Here is a 20,845-nt window from a genome sequence, read left to right on the forward strand (position 1 = left end):
TATTTAAGTAATATAAAATAATTTAAGTAATATTTAATGTAAACAAAGCAATAATGGGGGGAAGATAAATGAGTAAAAGAAAACAAGTACAGGTTCCTATAGAAAAAATCCAAGAACAAGATAGATTTATAGAAGCAATAGCAGAGCAAAATTCAAGATATTATGCTATACATAGTTCTAAACCAAGATATTTAATACAAACATTTGGATGTCAAATGAATGAACATGATTCTGAAAATTTATGTGCAATGCTTGAGGAGATGGGATATGAAAGAGGAATTACTGCTGGAGAATGTGATTTAATAATATACAATACATGCGCAGTAAGAGAAAATGCAGAACTTAAAGTTTATGGAAACCTTGGACAATTAAAACTTGAAAAAAGAAAAAATCCTGATCTGAAAATAGCTGTTTGCGGATGTATGATGCAACAGCCTCATGTGGTTAAAGAATTAAAATCAAAGTATAGACATGTAGATTTAGTTTTTGGGACACATAATTTATATAAATTTCCTGAATTATTAACAAATTCAATGGATACTAAAAAAATGTTAGTAGATGTATGGGATGTTGATGGTGAAGTTGTAGAAGGTCTTAGAAGTACTAGAAAATTTGAACTTAAAGCTTTTGTAAACATAATGTATGGATGTAATAATTTTTGTACTTATTGCATAGTTCCTTATACAAGAGGTAGAGAGCGAAGTAGAGCATCTGAAGACATAATAAGCGAAATAAAAGAATTAGCGGCAAATGGAACAAAAGAAATTACATTATTAGGTCAAAACGTTGATTCTTATGGAAAGACCTTAGACGAGTCTATAACATTTGATAAACTTTTAAGAATGGTAAATGAAGTACAAGGAATAGAAAGAATTAGATTTATGACATCTCACCCTAAAGATATATCTGATGAAGTTATATATGCAATGAGAGATTGTGATAAGGTGTGTGAGTATCTACACCTACCAATTCAATGTGGAAGCACTCCGTTACTTAAAAGAATGAATAGACATTATACTAAAGAATATTATTTAGATATAATAGAAAAGGCTAGAAATGAAGTTAAAGATATTGCATTTTCTACAGATTTAATGATAGGTTTCCCTGGAGAAACTGAAAACGATTTATTAGATACTATAGATGTAGTAGAAAAAGTAAGATATGACTCCGCATTTACATTTATATACTCAAAGAGAAAAGGTACTCCTGCTGCACAGATGCCAGATCAAATACCAGAGGATATAAAACATGAAAGATTTAATAAAGTATTAAATAAAGTAAATGAAATATGTGCAGATATAAATAAAAATTATATTGGAAAATCAGTTGAAGTATTAGTTGAAGGGAAAAGTAAAAATGATAATACTAAATTTACTGGTAGAACGAGACAAAACAAGTTAGTAAACTTTGAAGCTGACGAAATAGAATTAGCAGGAAAATTAGTTATGGTAAACATAACTAGTGCTAATACATTTTCATTAAATGGGTTAATAGTTAAGTAAAAAACAAAAAAGGTGTAGATAATTTATTTGAAAATAAATTATCTACACCTTTTTATTTGAATAAAATAGTTGATTAATATAAAATTTATATTTCTACAAAACGATAAAACAAGTGTATAAAGTGAAAAAGTTAAACACATAATAAACATATATATTAAATGATATATGTAAGAATCTGCTAATATAAGCTTACTTACTTAAAATATTCGGATAATTATTTTAAAATTAAAAATATTCGAAAAATGTTGATTTATGTCGAATAAAATAGTATTATATAAAAATAGTATTATATAAATATAAAAAAATCCTAAGAAAACGCTGTATATCACTGTTTATAAATAATAGGCGTTTGAATGATACATTATTCGTAAATTCTCCTATTGTCTAATTATTAAATAAATGAATGGAGGGATTTAAATGAAGAAAAAATTACCTAAAGAGGCGTATGGTGGTGTACATGGAAAAGATTATGTTCCATATATAACTGACAAGTCTAAAACAGGTGGAAATGTAGCTGTATTAATTATAGGTATTATTTTAGCAGCTGTCTTTGCAGCTTCAACAGCTTATTCTGGAATGAAATCAGGACTTACAGTTGCAGCAGGAATACCTGGAGCTATAATAGGTTCAGTATTAGTTGGAGCATTTGCAAATAAAAAAGGCCTTCTTGGAAAAAATATAATCCAAGGTATGTCAAGTGGGGGTGAATCCATTGCGAGTGGTATGATCTTCGTATTACCAGCTGTTATTTTAATTGGTAGTCAATTTAGCTTCATTGAAGGCGTAATTGTTGGTGTTGGTGGTGTTCTATTTAGTATAGGGTGTTCAACATTAGTTTACAATTACTTAATTATTGAAGAACATGGTAAGCTTATGTATCCAGAATCTATGGCTATATCGGAAACACTTGTTGCTTCAGATGCTGGTGGAGATGCTATAAAATTCATGGGAATTGGATTCGGAATAAGTGGAATTATTAATTTATTGACTAGTTCATTCCTAAACGTGATAAATAACGTTATGACTGCTGTTGGAAGCACATTTTATAAATGGAAATTTTCAATAGAAGTAAATCCTCTTCTTTTAGGAATTGGATTCATAGTAGGTCTTGAAGTATCTTTAACGATGTTTGCAGGATCTATATTTGCAAACTTTGGTGTAGCTCCTTTAATAGGTTATTTTACTGATATGGCTGCTGATGGAGCTACAGTATGGAATAATACTTCCATGGCTCTTAATCAAATGGATGTTAATGTAATTTCTAGTAGTTATGTAAAATATATAGGTGCTGGTATGATGCTTTGTGGAGGTATAATAGGTGCAATTAAACTTATACCAACTATTGTAGTATCATTAAAAGAGACACTTAAAGCAAAATCGAATGGTGGAGATGGTGGAGAAAATTCATCTAGCCACATGATAATTTTATTAGGTGGAATTATACTTGGGTTTGTAGCAGCATTTTTATTCTCTGAAAATATTATGATGGCTATATTAGGAGCTATTGTTTCAATGTTATTATCTTTACTATTTGTTATAGTAGCAGGACGTTTAACTGGTACAATAGGTACATCAAACCTACCAGTTTCAGGTATGACAATAGCATCTTTAGTTATACTAACATTGTTATTTGTTGTAATGGGATGGAAAAGTAATGCTGACAACAAATCATTACTTTTATTTGCTACTTTTATGGTTGTTGCTATAGCTACAGCTGGTGGATATACTCAATCTCAAAAGGTAACTTATATAGTTGGAGGTAGTAAAAGTGAAATGCAACGTTATTTCACAATTGCTAGTATAGTTGGAGTAATAGTGGTTATTGGTACAATATTAGTACTTTCTAACCAACTTAAAGTTACTGGGGCAGATGCACAGTTTGCATTACCACAAGCTAACTTAATGTCAACATTAACTTCAGGTATTATGTCAGGAGATTTACCTTGGGTTATGATTATTGCTGGTGTGTTTATGGCATTTGTACTTTATTTATTAAATTTACCAATTATGACTATTGCTATAGGTTTTTACTTACCAATTGCAACAACTTCAATAATATTAGTTGGAGCTTTAATACGTGTATTAGTCGAAAAAATGTCTAAGAATACAGAATTAAAAGAAGCTAGAGTTGCAAATGGTATAAGTTTATCTTCTGGTCTTGTTGCTGGTGGTTCTATAATAGGCTTAATAGGAATCATATTACAAGTAACAGGGATTATAAAACCAAATGCACCAGTTGGATTTGCAGCAAGTAATACTATGGCTATAATTTTACTAATAGTGTTAGCTGTATCTACAACAGTAGCTATCCTTTCATCTAAGGTAAAGCATGATGAATAATGATGAAGTTTTAGGTATAGTATTTAAAATTTCTAATAATATTGAATATGAAATAAATAAAGACGGAATTGTCACTATATCACAAAAACAAAACTACAGGATTCAAAAGTTCTTTAGAAAATTAAAAATTAATATTCCAATGTATAAAAAAATGGAACTAGATAAATATAGTAGTACTGTGTTTTCACAAATTGATGGGAATCAAACTGTCAAGGCGATTGGTGAATATTTAGAACTTAAATATGGTGATGAATGTCACCCTCTTTATGAAAGATTACTAATATTTTTAAATCATATTGAAGTTAATTGTAACTATATCGAAAGAGTAGATGTATAAAAAATATACTTTAAAAGTGAAATAATACCCTGAAGAATAGATAATAAAAATCTATTGTTTAGGGTATTTTTATTATAATAAAAAATATATTTAGTAATCGTTAAAAAATACAAGTTGCTATAAAAATATAATAATTGCTAAAATTTGATAATTATAGTACAATTAACTTGAAAATACATAATTCAGGGGAGCAAATTAGCTGAGAGGAGATTTAAATCTCGACCCTTTAAACCTGTTTGGATAATGCCATCGTAGGGAGAGTAAGCAAGCTTATATATAAATTATAAGGTCTTATCCTAGAAGGGTAAGGCTTTTTTAGTATGAGTATAATTTATTGGTTATAAAACATGAGGAGAGTGAAAGAATTGGTAATAGCAGATGTAGCAGTAATGCCATTAAGACCTTTTGAAGGCGAAGAAGAAATGTACAAAGTAGTAGATGCATGTATAGAAGAGATACAAAAGAGTGGTCTTAAGCACGAAATAGGTGCAATGAGCACAACGATAGAAGGCGAATTTGATGAAGTATTTGATCTTTTAAAAGTAGTTCATAAAATTCCATTTAATCTTGGGTGCGAAAGAGTTATAACAATAGCTAGGATAGACGAAAAAGCTGGGGGAATAACTATAGATGACAAACTTAAAAACCATAGATAAAATTAAAAATAGTTTATATCCTATATTAACATTTTTGATTTTATTAATTATATGGCAATTAGTCGTAGTAGTAAAAGATATACCTCAATATATATTGCCAGCTCCTAGTGATATAATAGGTGTATTTTATAATGATTACTTAAACCTATATACTAACGCGGTAACAACTTTAAACGAAGCAATAATAGGATTTATAGTAGCTATAATAATAGCTTTGACTATGGGGATACTTATGGATTTTATACCTATATTCAAAAAGTGTGTATATCCAATAATGGTTGTATCGCAAACGATACCAACTATTGCAATAGCACCACTTCTAATAATTTGGTTTGGATTTGATATATTACCTAAGGTAATAATGGTAACTATGACTTGTTTTTTCCCCATACTTATAAGTTTTGTAGATGGGATAGATAATATAGATAAAGACTATTTGAACTTATTTAAAACAATGAATAGTAGTAAAACATCTATATTTATACATCTTAAATTTCCAATGGCAATGGACAAATTTTTCTCGGGGCTTAAAATATCTGCAACTTATGCTGTAGTCGCAGCAACAGTAGCAGAATGGTTGGGTGGAACTAATGGACTAGGCGTCTATATGGTAAGAGCAAAGAGTTCATATGCGCTAGACAAAGTTTTTGCTTCAACTATACTGGTAATAATATTTAGTTTGGTATTTGTAGGAGTAATACAATTTATCAAAAAAATAGCTTTAAGGCATAATAAATAAGGGGGACTTTATGAAATTTAAAAAATTAGTTAGTTTAGGTCTTGTAAGTATGCTTACAATGAGTGTACTTAGTGGTTGCTCAAGTAAAAGTAATAAAAATGAAGTTAAAAATGAAAAGATTACAATGGTACTAGATTGGACACCAAACACTAATCACACAGGACTATTCGTAGCACTGGAAAAAGGATATTTTAAGGAACAAGGAATAGATGTTGAAATAGTACAACCACCAGATGGTGGAGCGTCAACTTTAGTTGCTACGGGAAAAGCTGATTTTGGAATAAGCTACCAAGAAGAAGTAACTTTTGCTAAAACTAGTGAAGACCCACTTCCAATAAAAGCGATAGCAACTATTATACAACATAATACTTCTGGTTTTGCTTCTCCTAAGAGTAAAAATATAACTTCACCTAAAGACTTTGAAAATAAAACTTATGGTGGATGGGGATCTCCTTCTGAGAATGCTATATTAGATGCGGTTATGAAAAATGAAGGTAGAGATTTTAATAAACTAAAAGTCGTAGATATTGGACAAGATGATTTTTTTAGTGCAACAAGTAAAAATATAGATTTTGCATGGATATTTGAAGGCTGGGATGTTGTAGAAGCTAATAGGAGAGGAATTGATTTAAACTTTATACCTATTGGAAAAGTTGACAAAAGACTTGATTATTATACGCCGCTTATAATATGTAATGAAAAATTATTAAAAGAAAATCCTGATGAAGCTAAGAAATTTTTAGAAGCTACAGCTAAGGGCTATGAATATGCAATAGAAAATCCTACTGAAGCTGCTAAAATATTAGTAAAACATGCTCCAGAAATAGATGAGGAATTAGCTATAAAAAGTCAAGAGTACTTAGCTAGTAAGTATATAGATGATGCCGATAGATGGGGAGAAATGAAAGATGATGTGTGGAATAATTATACACAGTTTTTAAAAGAATATAAATTAATAACTAAAGACTTAAAACCTAGTGAGGCTTACAGTAATGAATTCTTGCCAAAATAGAAAATTAAAAATAGATATAAAAAACGTAAATAAAAGCTATAATGAAGTAGAAGTATTAAAAAATATAAGTATAAATGTTTATGAAGGTGAGATTGTAAGTATATTAGGCCCTAGTGGATGTGGAAAAAGTACTATATTTAACATAATTTCAAATTTAATAGACTATGACAGTGGAAAGATAAATATAGATGGAAAGTTAAGCTATATGTATCAAAAAGATTTATTGCTTCCACATAAAAATATAATAGACAATGTTAGTTTGCCACTTACATTGATAAAAGAAAAGAGTCATAAAAATAAATTCTTAAAGAAAAAAGAAGCTCGTAAAAAAGTTGAAAAATACTTTGATATATTTGGTTTGACTGGATATGAAAATAAATACCCAAGTGAATTATCAGGGGGAATGAAACAAAGAGCTAATTTTTTAAGAACGTTTGTAAATTCTAATGATATAATGCTTTTAGATGAACCCTTTGGAGCACTAGACTCTATTACTAAAGCATCTATGCAAAAATGGTTATTAGAAGTTAAAAGTAAGGTGAATTCTACTATACTTTTAATAACTCATGATATTGACGAGGCTATAAATTTATCTGATAGAATTTATGTTATATCAAAAAAGCCTGCAACTATTAAAGATGAATTTATAATAGATAAAAAGTATTGCAATGACGATAATTTAGAAAAAATTATAAAATTAAAAAAAGACATAATTAGTTTATTGTAAGTATGAAGCATATGAAATTAAATTTCATATGCTTTTTTATGTAAAAAGACTAAGTTAGTATATATAGTCTTGCAATTTTAACTATTATTACTTTAAAATGGAAACTTAAGTGAAAAATATCACTAAGTATTATAATTCATGTTATAATTATAAATGACTTCAAGTTTAAACTTATAAAATGGTAAGGAGTAGCAAAATGATAGAAGACACTGTAGTAGAAGATATAATAAAAGAAAATGATTATAATTTATGCGTAAAAGAAAATGACATTTATATAAATATACCAAAATCAATCTTAAGGAAAGATGTAAACTTAATGAATGATTATATTAGAATATATAGCAATATAGAAAAATTAAAAGAAAATATAAATGAGTATTTGTTTGATAAAAATAGTATAATTACTAATGATTCTATAAATAAGCAACTTATAAAAATAAAAAGTGAAGAAAATTTAAAAGAGGTAATTCAATATATTGATACAGATATAAATAAAATAGAAGAAAGACTAAAAAATATATGTGCTTGTTTTTGTGTCACAATAGATGAAGTAAATTCTATTAAAGAAGAACTAATAAATAATTATGTAAACAATTCACACAACGATGATGTTGTGGAAAAGGATTACGTAAATGAAGTAATACAGCACATTAAAAACTCTAGTATGTATTCTTTAAACTCAAAATCTAGGTATGGTAGCTTATCTAGTGAATACCAACTTAAAAATAAAGAGAATATAAATGATTTTAATGACGATGAAATTAATGGAGAATATAGTCCAATACTTGTAATTCATAGACCTGCAAAATATCATAGAGGGGAATATTTACTTGAAAATACTTGTTATGTATACATAAAAAGACAACCTTTAGAAGCTCTTATAAAACAAGAAAAACTAGAAGAAAAAGGTATAGACTCTATGGGGGCTATAAGCTATATGAAACTTAAGCACAGTCTTAGTAATGAAAATTTACAAGAAATCTTAGCAGAAATATATGTATATGCTCATAAAAATGATGCTAACTTTGGAAATATTAGACTAGCAGATATTAGTTGCAATAAGGTATGGATGACTGCAGATAAGCTAAAAAAAGAATTTAAAGAGCTTAGATATTACCATAAAAATTTAACTCAAAAAGTAAAAGAGATATATGATTCTACAGGAACCTATTATACACAGATAGGTGGCAAATATATATTTAATAGTAGAGAATTATTGCATAGCTATAAGACATATAAAAGTAAAGATATAAATAACTAGGCATGCTTTAAAATTTAGAGTTAAGAATATGTAAACTATATTAAGATTATTTAAAATATGATACATTTCATTAGCATAGAGCATATGTTTATAAAAAGTAAGAGAAATGAAATTATAAACATATTATTATACTAATAGGAGATGATTAAAAATGACTACAACAGCGTGGATATTTATGGGTGTAGCTTGGACTATAATAATAGTTACAATTGGTTTGTCGCTTAATAAAATACTCAGATAATTTGTAGTTATAATAAAAGTTGATGTATATATATTTATTATATATAATAAATGTATAATAAAAATTAAATATATATTAGGTGTCGATGACTTAATAGGGAATTAGATTGAAAGTCTAAGCTACCCCAGTAACCGTAATACTGACGAAATCTTATATACCACTGAGCAATCGGGAAGGTAAGAAAGTAGAGTGAAGTTGAGCCGGGAGAACTGCCTAATATTTAACTAGTACCTTCTGAGGGTGGGACTACTAGGATTTTACTTAATGAAACAAAAGCATACTCTCAAAAGTATGCTTTTTTTAGTACATAGTAAATTAAAGACAAGCCTTCATACAAAAACTTAGACAAACAAAAGGAGAAGTAGATAGCTAGAGCTATTTATAAAAGGGAGAATGAATAAAAATAAAAATTTAATAATTTTAACTATACCGACAGTATTTTTAATTATATGTCTTGGAGTTTCAATAGGAAGCTCAAATATTAATATATTAGATACAATTAATATATTACTAAACAAAATGCTAAATATTCCTTTAAAAGAAAGTATAAATCCAAAAGACATATCTATAATATGGAGTATTAGATTACCTAGAGTTTTACTTGCATTTATGGTTGGTGGGTGCCTGGCAGTCAGTGGAGCAGTAGTTCAGTCTATACTTAAAAATGAATTAGCATCACCATATACGCTAGGTGTATCTTCTGGAGCTTCATTAGGTGCTGGACTTGTTATAGTTATTGGGATATCAATACCATTTTTAGGAGGACTAACATTACCTATAGTTGGATTTTTATTTGGACTTTTAACAGTATACTCAGTTATTACATTTAGTGCAAAGATAGATAAGACTATGTCAAATAACACTATAATACTTGCAGGTATGGTATTTTCACTTTTTGTAAATGCAATATTAACAACTATAACTGCTTTATTTAGTGAAGATATACAAAGTATTACTATGTGGCAAATGGGAAGTTTCTCTATGAAAGGGTGGTCATACGTTAAAGCGCTTGCTCCGTTTTTAATAATTGGTATTATAGGAGTATTAAAATATAGTAAAGAAATGGATATCTTAACTTTTGGAGAAGAACAAGCAAAAGCTGTAGGAGTAGATACCACTAAAGTTAAAAAGCGTTTGTTTATATTTTCAACAACATTAACAGGTTCAGCAGTAGCTTTAAGTGGAACAATAGGTTTTGTTGATTTAATAGCTCCTCATATAGTTAGAAAAATATTTGGTTCAAAACATAGTTATGTCATACCAATGTCCTTTTTATTTGGTGGATCGTTGATGGTTATCACTGATTTGATATCAAGAACTATAATATCACCATCAGAATTACCAGTAGGAGCAATAACAGCCCTTATAGGAGCACCATTCTTTGCATATGTATACTTTAAGTCTAAGAAAGGAATATAAAACTATGTTAGAAATTAAAAATCTTTATTGCGGTTATGATGAAGTTGATATTATAAAAAATATTAATATAAAGGTTGAAAAAGGTGAAAATCTTTGTATAATAGGTCCAAATGGATGTGGAAAAAGTACGCTTTTAAAATCTATTGCAAATATTATAGAATATAAAGGAAATATAAAAATAGACAATAAAGAAGTTTCTTCTTATAATAGGAAAGAACTGGCAACTAAGGTGGCTTTAATGAGCCAAATATCACAAATTTATTTTCCATATACTATATATGAAAGTGTAGCTCTCGGGAGATACGCTTATTCTAAGAGTGTATTTAATTCGATTAGCGGTGAAGACAAAGAAATAATACTAGATAGTCTTGAAAAAGTTGGTCTGTATGATATAAAAGATAAAATGATAAGTGAACTATCGGGTGGACAATTGCAAAGAGTGTTCTTGGCAAGAACTTTTGCACAAAATCCAGACATAATCCTTTTAGATGAACCAACTAATCATCTTGATTTAAAACATCAAATAGAACTCTTGCAACATTTAGTTAGTTGGGCTAGAGATAATGAAAAAATTGTAATAGGGGTACTTCATGACTTAAATTTAGTTCAGTATTTTTCTGATAAAGTAATTATGTTAAGCGACGGTGAAGTTGTTTCATATGGGAGTGCTAAAGAGGTTTTAGAAAGTGAAAAGCTTAAAAATGTTTATGGAATAGATATTAAAAAATTTATGGTAGAAGTGTTGGAAAAATGGCAATAAGCTTAGGAGGAGAAAATATGAGTAAAAAATTTGTTATGTCGTTTAGCGGGGGAAAAGATAGCACTTTAGCACTTTATAAAATGATTAAAAATGGATATACACCTATTGGATTACTTGTAACTGTAAGAAAAGATGCAAATATTTCATGGACACATAGTATAACTAAAGAGTTATTAAACAAAGTTAGTGAAAGCTTAGAAATACCACTAATGCTAGTGGAATGCGAAGTTAGTGAGTATGAAACTAAATTTATAGAAACTCTTAAAAAAGCTAAAGACATGGGCGCTACTTCTTGTGTATTTGGAGATATAGATATACTAGACCATAGAAGATGGTGTGAAGACAGGTGTAATGAAGTTGGAATGGAGGCGATACTTCCTCTATGGCAAGGTGACAGAGAAGATTTAGTTTATGAATTTATAGATAGCGGATTTAGAACCGTTATAAAGACTGTTAATTTAAAACATTTACATAGTGATTTTTTAGGAAAAGTTTTGAACTATGATATAGTTAAACAAATAAAAGAATTGGGATGCGATGTATGTGGTGAAAATGGAGAGTATCATACATTTGTTGTAGATGGACCTTTGTTTAAGGAAGAAATAAAGATTAAGAAAAAAGGTATAGTAATAAATGAAGATTATGGGAATTTAGATATATCTATTTAAAAAATACATAAATACAAAAACACCTTATAAAGAGTAAAATAAAAACTACTTTGTAAGGTGTTTTTGTATTTAGTAAATAAAATTAAATCATCAGAGTAGATTATTTTTAGTGTGTACAATTATTGATAAATAACATAAAATAGAAGTTGTTACAAAAAATAAAATAAAGCTTAAAATTATTAATGCATAAGCAACAAAAGGAGTAATTCATGGAAAATTTATTTGACTTTTTAGAAAAAAAAATAAAAATAGAAAATGGAACAGAAAATGAAATTCAAATTACTGAAGAAGTAGTAGAAACTGAAGTATTTAATATAGAAATAGCTAAAAAAGAAATAGACGAAAAGCACTTAAAATACTTGCAAGAACTAAAGGATGCATTAGTAAACGAAGAAACTGTAAAGTCATCTGGGTTAGAAAAAAGAGATTATATAAGGTTAAATAGTTACGTTGGGTCTAGGCTTGATACAGATTTAAGAGGGAAAAGCAGTGCAAGAAAAAATATAGAAGCTGAATTAGAATCTAATAAAACACAAGCATTTTCAATAGATCAATTAGAAGCTGTATCCATTGATGAGGATATTTTTGGTGATAAAGAAGATAAGTTTCTAATAGTAGACGGATCATCACTTTTATCTACTAGTTTTTATGCAACTGCTAGAGATTTATTATTTGCAAAAACTGATGAACAGAAAGAATTTGCGTATACAAAACTAATGATGTCTCCAGATGGAGAATATACAAATGGAATATATATGTTTTTTAAAACGTTGCTTCCTTTATTGAAAAATCAAGATATAACGCATTTAGCTGTAGTAATGGATAGAAGTAGAGACACATTTAGAAGAGAAATAGACTCGCAATATAAAGCTAACAGAAGTGAAACACCTCATCCACTAAAAAGTCAATTTAAGTTGTTGACAGAGTTATTACAAGAAATAAACATTCCGGTATTTTCTCACTGTAATTATGAAGCAGATGATTTTGCTGGAAGCTTGGTTAAAAAATTTGAAAAAGATATACCGATATTTCTTCATACAAAGGATGAGGATTATATCCAATTAGTTTCACAGTATACAAGGTTATGGATGGTTACAGGTAAAGCAGAAGATATGTATAGTGAAATTGGAATAGATAGAACAAATTTAAATGTTCCAAGAGGTGTATTTGAATATACACCAAATTATGTCAAGCACTTTAAAGGAATAGAACCTATTCAAATAATAGATGCAAAAGCCATAGAAGGTGATAAATCAGATAATATAAAAGGTGTTAAAAATGTAGGACCTGTATCTAGTAGGCCACTTATTGCACATTATGGATCTATAGAAGAAATATATAATAATATAGAAAATCTTGATTCTAAAAGTGAAAAAGAACTTTTGGTATTCTTTAAAGAAACACTAGGTATAAAAAGATCTCCATTAAAAAACTTATTATTATACAAAGAGGATGCTTTTATAAGTAAAAAATTAGCAACTATAAAAACTGATATTGAGGAAGTTCAAGATTTACATTTAGCTAAATTAGCTTTAGATATAAATTACAATATAATGAATAAAAGATTTGAAAATTTAGGGATGAATAGTTTAATAAAAAAATAAGTAAAAGCTATACTTTTAGTACATATAAACATGTGTTAAAAAGTATAGCTTTAATAAAATAAGTAAATTAAATAATATAATACCGTTGATAAATACTATAAACTGTAAATACTAAATCTAATGAAATTAAAAATAATTAGTTTGAAAGGAAATATAATATTATGAAAAATAAAATAAGAAAATTAGATAAACTATTAAAATACAACAAGTCATTTGTTGAAGGTAAAAAATATGAAAAATATGAAACTTCAAAAGATCCAGATAAAAAAATTGTAATATTATCATGTATGGATACAAGACTAACAGATCTATTACCAAAATCTATGAATCTTAAAAATGGAGATGCTAAGATAATTAAAAATGCAGGAGCAACTATAATGCATCCGTTTGGTAGTATAATGAGAAGTATTATTGTCGCAATTTATGAATTTGAAGTTGATGAAGTACTTATAGTTGGTCACTATGGATGTGGAATGTGCAACTTGAATACAGAAGACTTATTGAATAAGATTTTACAGAGAGGGATACCAGCAGAGACGGTAACTACACTTTCTAACGCAGGTATAAATATATTGAAATTTTTACATGGATTTGAGTCAGTAGAAGAATCTATACAAGATAGTGTAAGTCTTGTTAAAAACCATCCACTAGTTCCTAAAGAAATTATAGTTCATGGTCTAGTTATGTGTCCTGAAACAGGAAAAATAGATGTTGTAGTTGATGGATACAAATAATATCTTATATGATTATTATATAAATTAAATTCAGAAAAATATCCTAGTAGGAATAAAAATACTATAAATACAAATAAAATTATTACAAAGCTTTAGTAAGGGTATACTAATTAAATATAAAGAATATGCTAAAAAATATAAAACGGGAAAAATTTTATCTGTACAAGGACTAAAAAAGGAGAAAAAATGATTGATAAAAAAGAAATTTTAGAAAGTGGGTTAAACTTAGATAATAGCTATAATAATTTGCCTAAATTACTTTTTAGTAAAGTTAACTTAAATACAGTGCCCTCACCAAAGATAGTTGTTTTCAATGATTCTCTAGCAAAATCATTGGGACTAAATATTGATGATTTTAAAAGTGAAGAAGGAGTGTCATTACTTGCAGGAAATAAAAGAATAAAAGAAGGTGTATTTATCGCTCAAGCATATGCTGGACATCAGTTTGGAAACTTTGCAATACTAGGAGATGGAAGAGCATTATTAATAGGAGAGCAAATAACACCTTTGGGTGAAAGATTTGATATTCAGCTTAAAGGATCTGGTAAAACACCTTACTCTCGTGGTGGGGATGGTAAGGCTGCTCTTGGTCCAATGCTTCGTGAATATATAATAAGTGAAGGTATGCATGGTCTTGGTATTCCAACTACACGTAGCTTGGCAGTAATTAAAAGTGGTGAATATGTATTTAGACAAAGCAGAGAAGAGGGTGCGATATTAACTCGTATAGCATCTAGCCATATTAGGTTTGGCACATTTGAATATGTATCTCATATGGGCAGTTATCAGGAACTTAAGGAACTTGCAAATTATTGTTTGAAAAGACATTTTCCATATGTAGAAGATAATAATGACAAGTATCTTAATTTACTTAATGAAGTAATAAAGGTTCAAGCAAGTCTTGTTGCTAAATGGCAAGCTGTTGGATTTATACATGGTGTTATGAATACAGATAATATGACTATTAGTGGTGAGACTATTGATTATGGTCCCTGTGCTTTTATGGATAATTATAATCCAAATACTGTATTCAGTTCTATTGATATTCAAGGGCGTTATGCATATAAAAATCAACCTATTATGGCAGAGTGGAATTTATGTAGATTTGCTGAAACTTTATTACCTTTATTAGATCAAGATAAAGAGCGAGCTATAAATATAGCTCAAGATGCTATTTCAAATTTTTCTGATTTGTATTATTTTAATTGGATATCGAAGATGAGATTTAAGCTTGGTATATTTAATGAAGAAGCACAAGACAAAGCTATTATTGAAGATTTACTTAGTATTATTGAAAAGTATAGTGAGGATTATACTAACACTTTTATTTCATTAACTTTTGATAATTATAAAGATAGGGAGATATTCAATAGTAAAGAATTTAGTAATTGGTATAAAGTATGGCAAGAAAGACTGAAAAGGCAACCAGAGTCAAAAAAAACAGTAGCTAAGTTGATGAAGGGATCTAATCCTGCGGTAATACCAAGAAATTATAGGGTAGAAGATGCAATAGAAGCAGCTAATAGAGGTGATTATGATGTAATGAAGAAACTTCTTGATGTGGTTTCAAGACCATATGAACACTCCAAAGATCAAGAAGAGTATTCTAAACTTCCTAAGGTTTCAAATCATAATTATAGAACTTTTTGTGGGACATAAGATAAGTATTAAGTTAAGACTAGGACAATATTCTAGTCTTTTTTGTTTGTAATTACAGATAAACAAAATTAAATATGTTAAAATAGAACTATTAAAAGTTAAGTAAGAAATACGAATATACATATGAAGTTAATAAAAATTATGCAGTTATAGATTAGAGGTATGTTATGAAAATAGTATTTAAACATATAAATGAAGACATTAATTTTAACTTAATATATAAAAAAAGAAAAACATTGAGTATACAAGTTAAATTAAATGGAGAAATAGATGTATTATCTCCATTTGGTGTTGAAAAAAAATTTATTTTAGATAAAGTTAAATCTAATGCTAGTTGGATAATTAGAAAGCAGAATGAAATAAATTCAATACAAAATAAAAAGGTTAAGAGAAGTATTGTGAGTGGTCAAGCTTTTATGTACTTAGGAAGAAACTATTCTTTGGAGGTTGTATATAATAACGATATTTCAAGCATCGATGTTAAGTTATTTAGAGGAAAGCTTATAGTTAATACTTACACTAGTGATGAAGTAATTATAAAAAAAGCGCTTGAACTTTGGTATAGAAAAAAAGCTTTAATTAAAATTAAAGAAAAAATAGATTATTATCAATCATATTTTGAACATGAAGTTGGGAATATCAAGGTGAAAGAACAAAAAAAACGATGGGCTAGTTGCACTTTTAAAAATGATATTTTATTTAATTGGAGGTGTATAATGGCTCCTAGTGATGTAATTAACTACATTGTAGTTCATGAAATGTGTCATATGAAACATAAAAATCATTCGAAAGATTATTGGAAAAGTGTGTATTCAATACTGCCTGATTATGAATTAAGGCATAAGTGGCTTAAAGAGAATGGAATTAAATTAGATTTATAAATAGGAGAGAGTAATATGAAATTAATGCAGTTAAAGCAATATAGTATAAATGAGTTTGACAAATCTATAATAGATAGAATGTGTAAAGATAGTGATCTAAACTTAAATAAATATGTAATAAATGTAATATGTGATTTACTACGACATATACCAATGGAAGAAACTTTGAAAGTTAATGCAAAAAATAACATAAATACATATGATGAAAAAAGCATTGGTGAAATAGCAACTTATATAAGCTTAATACCATATGTACAAATAAAGCTTAAAGATAAAGATGATGGAGTTATTTTAACGAGTTCACTTATAGAGATGCTTATAAGTTATATAGTAGGCTATGTAACAAAAGAAGCATTTAATAAGAATCTTTTCGAAATAAAAAGCACCTTACAACTATCAGAGGTTTTTTATTGTAAGCTTGTAAATTATTTTACCTATAATAGAAAATACTTAGTTGAAGAAATAAACAAGATAATTTAATAAATTATATATTTGAATTGTAGATAAAAAAATGTTTATTGTTTTAAATTATACATATAGTTATAATATTAAAGGCAATTAATATATCATATAAAAAAAGGAGAATTAAATGACTAATCAATTTTTAAATAAAGAAAAATTATTCGTAAATACTAGTAAACTAGCAGAGGTAGTGTTTGCCAGTAATGGATATGAAGAATTTCATAAAAATATAGTAGAGCAGAATATAGAATTTGATAAACAAAAAACATATGAAATAGCTGGAAGTAATTTTTTTGACTTTAACCAAGAATTATACGAAGACATAAACCATATGAACTCTATAAGTTCAGGGTTATACTGTGAAATGTCTTTAATAACATATAGGATATTTATCTGGAGTTCAAAAGGAGAGGGATTTGAAATTTTTAAACATGTTCTAAGAGGTGAAGAAATAAACAATTTAAAAAATGAAGAAGATTTAAAAGAATATGTATATATACATTTAAATGAACTAGAACAAGGTGTATTGAAAACATATAGTAAAGAGATTAAAGTAAGTTTTAAACAATTTGGAATGGCGATAGAAACTAGAGCATTACCCCTACAGAGTATACTTCAAAGTTTAAGTATAGAAAATAATATCAAGGATTTTAGAAAGTAAACAAAAGCCCTATATACTTAGGGCTTTATTATAAATACAAATAAAGTTCCTAGTAGGAATAAACACTAACCAAATAAACCGACTAAAATTTAACTTAATTTTAAAGATTTATTAATACAATTTTAATATTTAACATTCACTTAACATGGTTTTAACCTTGGTTTAACACTATATGACATTTTCTTTGATAGAATTATTTTGTAATAATAAATAATAAAATAAACATGCTTATACTTTAAGGAGGAAATAAAACGTGGAAATAGCAATAAATTTAATGGGTGGTCTAGGATTATTCTTATATGGTATGAACCTAATGGGAGATGGACTACAAAAATCAGCAGGTTCTAAACTAAGGCGAATAATTGAACTTTTAACTAGTAATGTGCTTATGGGTGTTATAGTAGGTGCTTTAGTTACAGCAATAATACAAAGTAGTAGTGCAACAACTGTAATGGTAGTAGGATTTGTTAATGCAGGTATAATGACTCTACCTCAAGCAATAGGTGTTATAATGGGTGCTAATATAGGTACAACTATAACAGCACAAATTGTATCGCTAAATTTAGTAGGTCTTGCTCCAATAGCTTTAGGAATAGGTATAATATTTTACTTATTCTCAGCTAAACCAAAAACTAAAAATGTAGCGGAAATATTAATAGGATTTGGTATATTGTTTACAGGTATGGATTTTATGAAAGATGCAGTTAAGCCTTTAACTGAATTCCCAATATTTGTTGAGGCATTAAGTAGTTTAGGCCAAAATCCAATACTTGGAGTATTATTAGGATTTGGTATAACAGCAATAGTTCAAAGTTCAAGTGCTTCAATGGGAATGTTACTTGCAGTTTCATCAACGGGGGCAATCGGATTAGGAGCAGCATTACCTATATTATACGGGGAAAATATAGGTACTTGTGTAACTTCATTAATATCTAGTATTGGTGCTAGTAAAAATGCAAGAAGAGCAGCAACAATGCATTTGATATTTAATATAATTGGAACTATGGTATTTATGTTAATATTAACTAAACCAATAACTATGTTAGTAACTCATCTAGATCCAACAGATGTTAGTAGACAGATAGCAAATTCACACACTTTGTTTAATATAACAAATGTAATATTATTGCTGCCTTTCTCTAAGCTAATAGTTAAACTTACTATGAAACTTGTACCAGAGAGAGAAGATGAAATCGAAGATAAGAAAACAGTTAAATATATAGATGAAAGAATGATGGAGACTCCATCAATAGCATTATCTAACACAGTTAAGGAAACTTTAAGAATGGGCAATAAAGCTAAAAATGCACTTATCAATTCTATGGAAGGTTTATTAGAACAATCTGAAAATAAGATTAAGAAATCCTTAGAAGAAGAAAAGGTAGTAAACAATTTACAAAAATTAATATTAAACTATCTATTAAAATTATCTAAAGTATCCTTAAATAATGAGTCTAGAGAAAATGTTGATGCATTATTCAATACTGTAAATGATATTGAAAGAATAGGAGACCATGCTGAAAACATAGCTGAATTAGGCGAAATAATTTTAGAAAAACAATTAAGCTTATCTAAAGAAGGTACTGAAGAATTAACTCAAATGTATGAGAGAGTTGTTTCTACTTATACTTATGCACTTAAATGTATGGAAAACTATGATATTGATTTAGCTTGTAGAGTTATTAAAATGGAAGAACAAGTAAATATGATGGAAAAATCATGTCGTGAAAATCATATGAGACGATTGAATGAAAATTTATGTACTATAGACAATGGAGTTATATTCTTGGATATAGTAAGTAACTTAGAAAGAGTATCTGACCATTCTGTAAATATAGCACAAAGAGTTATCAAATTATCAAATGGAAACATAGCATAAATAAAAAAGATCTTATCTCTTTATTTGAGATAAGATCTTTTTTATTTAAAAATATCTTATTAGGGCTAAAAATATAAGAATAGCTCCAGATACCCATGATAAATTTATATCTACCTTTTCAATAAATCTACTTCCTAAGTATGAACCTAAGAGTAGTGAAAAAATACCAACTATTAATGAAAGTACCAGTACTTCTACATAACGAACACTTCCTAGGCTACTGCCAAACCCAACAGCTAAACTATCTAATGAGAGAGCAATTGCTAGGTAAAAAGCTTCTTTACTATTTAATAACTTTGATTTATCATAATCAGCTTTAGTCTCATTAGCGTAAATTTCAAGAACAAACTTAAAATCAAAGAGCTTAAAAGTTAAGGGAACTTGTTTATATGAAAATTTATTAATATAATTTTTAAAAAAAGATTCAAATAACCTATAAACTCCAAGTAGTAATAGTAAATAAAAACTCATTGTAGAAGCTATATTTGAAGACAATGTATCTTTAAATGATGATCCCAGAAATAAAGAAACCCCTAAAACTGAAGAACAGACCCCATTTATAATAAGAGCAGAAGTAAAAGGTATTTTAATTTTATCGCTACCATAAGCAATACTAGCTACAAAAGTATCAATGCATAGTGAAAGTACTAGAAGTAAGGATTGTAGCACGATGACACCCCCTAATTTAAATAGCTAATATTATCGTATTAAAAATATCGGATTTAGTTACTAATATGTAAAAAGTATATATAAACTATCACCTTATAGAACAACCTTTCATAAATAAAAATATAAGATTTTTATTTATGAAAGGGGCAATATTTAATATGAAATTACGCAAAATAAAAAGAAATAAAGATTCTATAAATTATGAAAAATTCGATTTAGACATGACATCATTTGTTAATAGTAACAATATAAAAAGCACAACTAATTATTTAATAACAACATCAATTAATAATAAGTTTATTTATATATATGAGAAAATTAATGATTTGTGGGATTTGAAATTTAAATTTAGCTGCACAGTTGGAAAACCTCAAACCCCAACCATAAAAGGTGTGTTTGAAGTGGGTGAAAAATACCCATCTATAGGAGATGAGAATTCTTCTGTTAAGTATGCAATTAACATTACTGGTGAATATTATTATCATTCAATAATTTATGATGCAAAGGGAATTAATGTAAAGGACGATAGACTAGGAGTAGCAATAAGTCATGGATGTATAAGAATGGCAACAAACAGCGCTAGATGGGTTTACGACAATGTACCAAAAGGAAGTACCATAATTATAAATTAAAT

At 27.9% G+C, this 20,845-nt stretch carries 20 protein-coding genes and 2 riboswitches; of the genes, 19 read left to right on the forward strand and 1 reads right to left on the reverse strand.

Translation table 11 applies throughout. The features are described from left to right. Positions 1-68 precede the first annotated feature (68 nt). From miaB to QOZ84_RS11340, 18 genes are all read left to right on the forward strand, one after another. A complete protein-coding gene (gene miaB / locus QOZ84_RS11255) occupies positions 69-1,502 on the forward strand; it encodes a tRNA (N6-isopentenyl adenosine(37)-C2)-methylthiotransferase MiaB (protein WP_284133059.1) in 1,434 nt (477 codons plus the stop codon). A gap of 417 nt (positions 1,503-1,919) precedes the next feature. After that, positions 1,920-3,842: an OPT family oligopeptide transporter gene (locus QOZ84_RS11260; protein WP_284133060.1), complete on the forward strand. Its 1,923-nt coding sequence runs from the start codon at positions 1,920-1,922 to the stop codon at positions 3,840-3,842. Next, positions 3,835-4,179, forward strand: a complete 345-nt coding sequence (locus QOZ84_RS11265; RefSeq protein ID WP_331496570.1) for a hypothetical protein — start codon at positions 3,835-3,837, stop codon at positions 4,177-4,179. The genes QOZ84_RS11260 and QOZ84_RS11265 overlap by 8 nt, the downstream gene beginning before the upstream one ends. Positions 4,180-4,353: 174 nt before the next feature. Continuing rightward, positions 4,354-4,454, forward strand: a riboswitch (TPP riboswitch). A gap of 90 nt (positions 4,455-4,544) precedes the next feature. Then, positions 4,545-4,835, forward strand: coding sequence for an MTH1187 family thiamine-binding protein (locus tag QOZ84_RS11270; RefSeq protein ID WP_026901102.1), 291 nt, complete (start codon positions 4,545-4,547; stop codon positions 4,833-4,835). Continuing rightward, complete coding sequence (locus tag QOZ84_RS11275) at positions 4,810-5,574, forward strand: ABC transporter permease (RefSeq protein ID WP_284133062.1); 765 nt, start codon at positions 4,810-4,812, stop codon at positions 5,572-5,574. The genes QOZ84_RS11270 and QOZ84_RS11275 overlap by 26 nt, the downstream gene beginning before the upstream one ends. Before the next feature lie 10 nt (positions 5,575-5,584). Next, complete coding sequence (locus QOZ84_RS11280; protein ID WP_284133063.1) at positions 5,585-6,586, forward strand: ABC transporter substrate-binding protein; 1,002 nt, start codon at positions 5,585-5,587, stop codon at positions 6,584-6,586. Next, the gene (locus QOZ84_RS11285; RefSeq protein ID WP_284133064.1) at positions 6,567-7,313 is read left to right on the forward strand and encodes an ABC transporter ATP-binding protein; all 747 of its coding nucleotides are present in this window, start codon (positions 6,567-6,569) and stop codon (positions 7,311-7,313) included. Before QOZ84_RS11280 ends, QOZ84_RS11285 begins: the two co-directional genes overlap by 20 nt. A 196-nt stretch (positions 7,314-7,509) precedes the next feature. Beyond that, a complete protein-coding gene (locus QOZ84_RS11290) occupies positions 7,510-8,574 on the forward strand; it encodes a hypothetical protein (protein ID WP_284133065.1) in 1,065 nt (354 codons plus the stop codon). A 301-nt stretch (positions 8,575-8,875) separates the two neighbouring features. Further along, positions 8,876-9,046, forward strand: a riboswitch (cobalamin riboswitch). A 162-nt stretch (positions 9,047-9,208) separates the two neighbouring features. Continuing rightward, positions 9,209-10,234: a FecCD family ABC transporter permease gene (locus QOZ84_RS11295; RefSeq protein ID WP_284133066.1), complete on the forward strand. Its 1,026-nt coding sequence runs from the start codon at positions 9,209-9,211 to the stop codon at positions 10,232-10,234. A 4-nt stretch (positions 10,235-10,238) separates the two neighbouring features. Then, positions 10,239-10,994: an ABC transporter ATP-binding protein gene (locus QOZ84_RS11300; protein ID WP_284133067.1), complete on the forward strand. Its 756-nt coding sequence runs from the start codon at positions 10,239-10,241 to the stop codon at positions 10,992-10,994. Positions 10,995-11,011: 17 nt separating this feature from the next. Then, the gene (locus tag QOZ84_RS11305; RefSeq protein ID WP_284133068.1) at positions 11,012-11,662 is read left to right on the forward strand and encodes a Dph6-related ATP pyrophosphatase; all 651 of its coding nucleotides are present in this window, start codon (positions 11,012-11,014) and stop codon (positions 11,660-11,662) included. Between the two features lie 209 nt (positions 11,663-11,871). Beyond that, positions 11,872-13,266, forward strand: a complete 1,395-nt coding sequence (locus tag QOZ84_RS11310) for a 5'-3' exonuclease (protein ID WP_284133069.1) — start codon at positions 11,872-11,874, stop codon at positions 13,264-13,266. A gap of 161 nt (positions 13,267-13,427) precedes the next feature. Next, the gene (locus QOZ84_RS11315) at positions 13,428-14,000 is read left to right on the forward strand and encodes a beta-class carbonic anhydrase (protein ID WP_284133070.1); all 573 of its coding nucleotides are present in this window, start codon (positions 13,428-13,430) and stop codon (positions 13,998-14,000) included. A 186-nt stretch (positions 14,001-14,186) separates the two neighbouring features. Next, entirely contained in the window at positions 14,187-15,659 is a 1,473-nt protein-coding gene (locus QOZ84_RS11320) for a protein adenylyltransferase SelO (RefSeq protein WP_284133071.1), read from the forward strand. Positions 15,660-15,826: 167 nt separating this feature from the next. Continuing rightward, on the forward strand, positions 15,827-16,540 hold the full coding sequence (locus QOZ84_RS11325; RefSeq protein ID WP_284133072.1) for a M48 family metallopeptidase: 714 nt from the start codon (positions 15,827-15,829) through the stop codon (positions 16,538-16,540). Between the two features lie 15 nt (positions 16,541-16,555). Continuing rightward, on the forward strand, positions 16,556-17,020 hold the full coding sequence (locus tag QOZ84_RS11330; RefSeq protein ID WP_284133073.1) for a hypothetical protein: 465 nt from the start codon (positions 16,556-16,558) through the stop codon (positions 17,018-17,020). Between the two features lie 109 nt (positions 17,021-17,129). After that, the gene (locus QOZ84_RS11335) at positions 17,130-17,663 is read left to right on the forward strand and encodes a hypothetical protein (protein WP_284133074.1); all 534 of its coding nucleotides are present in this window, start codon (positions 17,130-17,132) and stop codon (positions 17,661-17,663) included. Between the two features lie 253 nt (positions 17,664-17,916). Continuing rightward, the gene (locus QOZ84_RS11340) at positions 17,917-19,542 is read left to right on the forward strand and encodes a Na/Pi cotransporter family protein (RefSeq protein ID WP_284133075.1); all 1,626 of its coding nucleotides are present in this window, start codon (positions 17,917-17,919) and stop codon (positions 19,540-19,542) included. A 45-nt stretch (positions 19,543-19,587) separates the two neighbouring features. Here the strand turns inward: QOZ84_RS11340 and ytaF are convergent, their stop codons facing one another. Beyond that, entirely contained in the window at positions 19,588-20,211 is a 624-nt protein-coding gene (ytaF, locus tag QOZ84_RS11345; RefSeq protein ID WP_284133076.1) for a sporulation membrane protein YtaF, read from the reverse strand. A gap of 158 nt (positions 20,212-20,369) precedes the next feature. Between ytaF and QOZ84_RS11350 the strand changes: the two genes are divergently transcribed. After that, complete coding sequence (locus QOZ84_RS11350; RefSeq protein WP_284133077.1) at positions 20,370-20,843, forward strand: L,D-transpeptidase; 474 nt, start codon at positions 20,370-20,372, stop codon at positions 20,841-20,843. The last annotated feature ends 2 nt before the right edge of the window (positions 20,844-20,845 follow it).

This window comes from Romboutsia sedimentorum (genome assembly GCF_030131845.1).
Lineage (GTDB): Bacteria > Bacillota > Clostridia > Peptostreptococcales > Peptostreptococcaceae > Romboutsia_D > Romboutsia_D sedimentorum.

Bases quoted from the DNA above. Each gene is read 5' to 3' on its own strand.
- miaB (WP_284133059.1), top strand. From the start codon at position 69: ATGAGTAAAAGAAAACAAGTACAGGTTCCTATAGAAAAAATCCAAGAA.
- QOZ84_RS11260 (WP_284133060.1), top strand. From the start codon at position 1,920: ATGAAGAAAAAATTACCTAAAGAGGCGTATGGTGGTGTACATGGAAAA.
- QOZ84_RS11265 (WP_331496570.1), top strand. From the start codon at position 3,835: ATGAATAATGATGAAGTTTTAGGTATAGTATTTAAAATTTCTAATAAT.
- QOZ84_RS11275 (WP_284133062.1), top strand. From the start codon at position 4,810: ATGACAAACTTAAAAACCATAGATAAAATTAAAAATAGTTTATATCCT.
- QOZ84_RS11280 (WP_284133063.1), top strand. From the start codon at position 5,585: ATGAAATTTAAAAAATTAGTTAGTTTAGGTCTTGTAAGTATGCTTACA.
- QOZ84_RS11285 (WP_284133064.1), top strand. From the start codon at position 6,567: ATGAATTCTTGCCAAAATAGAAAATTAAAAATAGATATAAAAAACGTA.
- QOZ84_RS11290 (WP_284133065.1), top strand. From the start codon at position 7,510: ATGATAGAAGACACTGTAGTAGAAGATATAATAAAAGAAAATGATTAT.
- QOZ84_RS11295 (WP_284133066.1), top strand. From the start codon at position 9,209: ATGAATAAAAATAAAAATTTAATAATTTTAACTATACCGACAGTATTT.
- QOZ84_RS11300 (WP_284133067.1), top strand. From the start codon at position 10,239: ATGTTAGAAATTAAAAATCTTTATTGCGGTTATGATGAAGTTGATATT.
- QOZ84_RS11305 (WP_284133068.1), top strand. From the start codon at position 11,012: ATGAGTAAAAAATTTGTTATGTCGTTTAGCGGGGGAAAAGATAGCACT.
- QOZ84_RS11310 (WP_284133069.1), top strand. From the start codon at position 11,872: ATGGAAAATTTATTTGACTTTTTAGAAAAAAAAATAAAAATAGAAAAT.
- QOZ84_RS11315 (WP_284133070.1), top strand. From the start codon at position 13,428: ATGAAAAATAAAATAAGAAAATTAGATAAACTATTAAAATACAACAAG.
- QOZ84_RS11320 (WP_284133071.1), top strand. From the start codon at position 14,187: ATGATTGATAAAAAAGAAATTTTAGAAAGTGGGTTAAACTTAGATAAT.
- QOZ84_RS11325 (WP_284133072.1), top strand. From the start codon at position 15,827: ATGAAAATAGTATTTAAACATATAAATGAAGACATTAATTTTAACTTA.
- QOZ84_RS11330 (WP_284133073.1), top strand. From the start codon at position 16,556: ATGAAATTAATGCAGTTAAAGCAATATAGTATAAATGAGTTTGACAAA.
- QOZ84_RS11335 (WP_284133074.1), top strand. From the start codon at position 17,130: ATGACTAATCAATTTTTAAATAAAGAAAAATTATTCGTAAATACTAGT.
- QOZ84_RS11350 (WP_284133077.1), top strand. From the start codon at position 20,370: ATGAAATTACGCAAAATAAAAAGAAATAAAGATTCTATAAATTATGAA.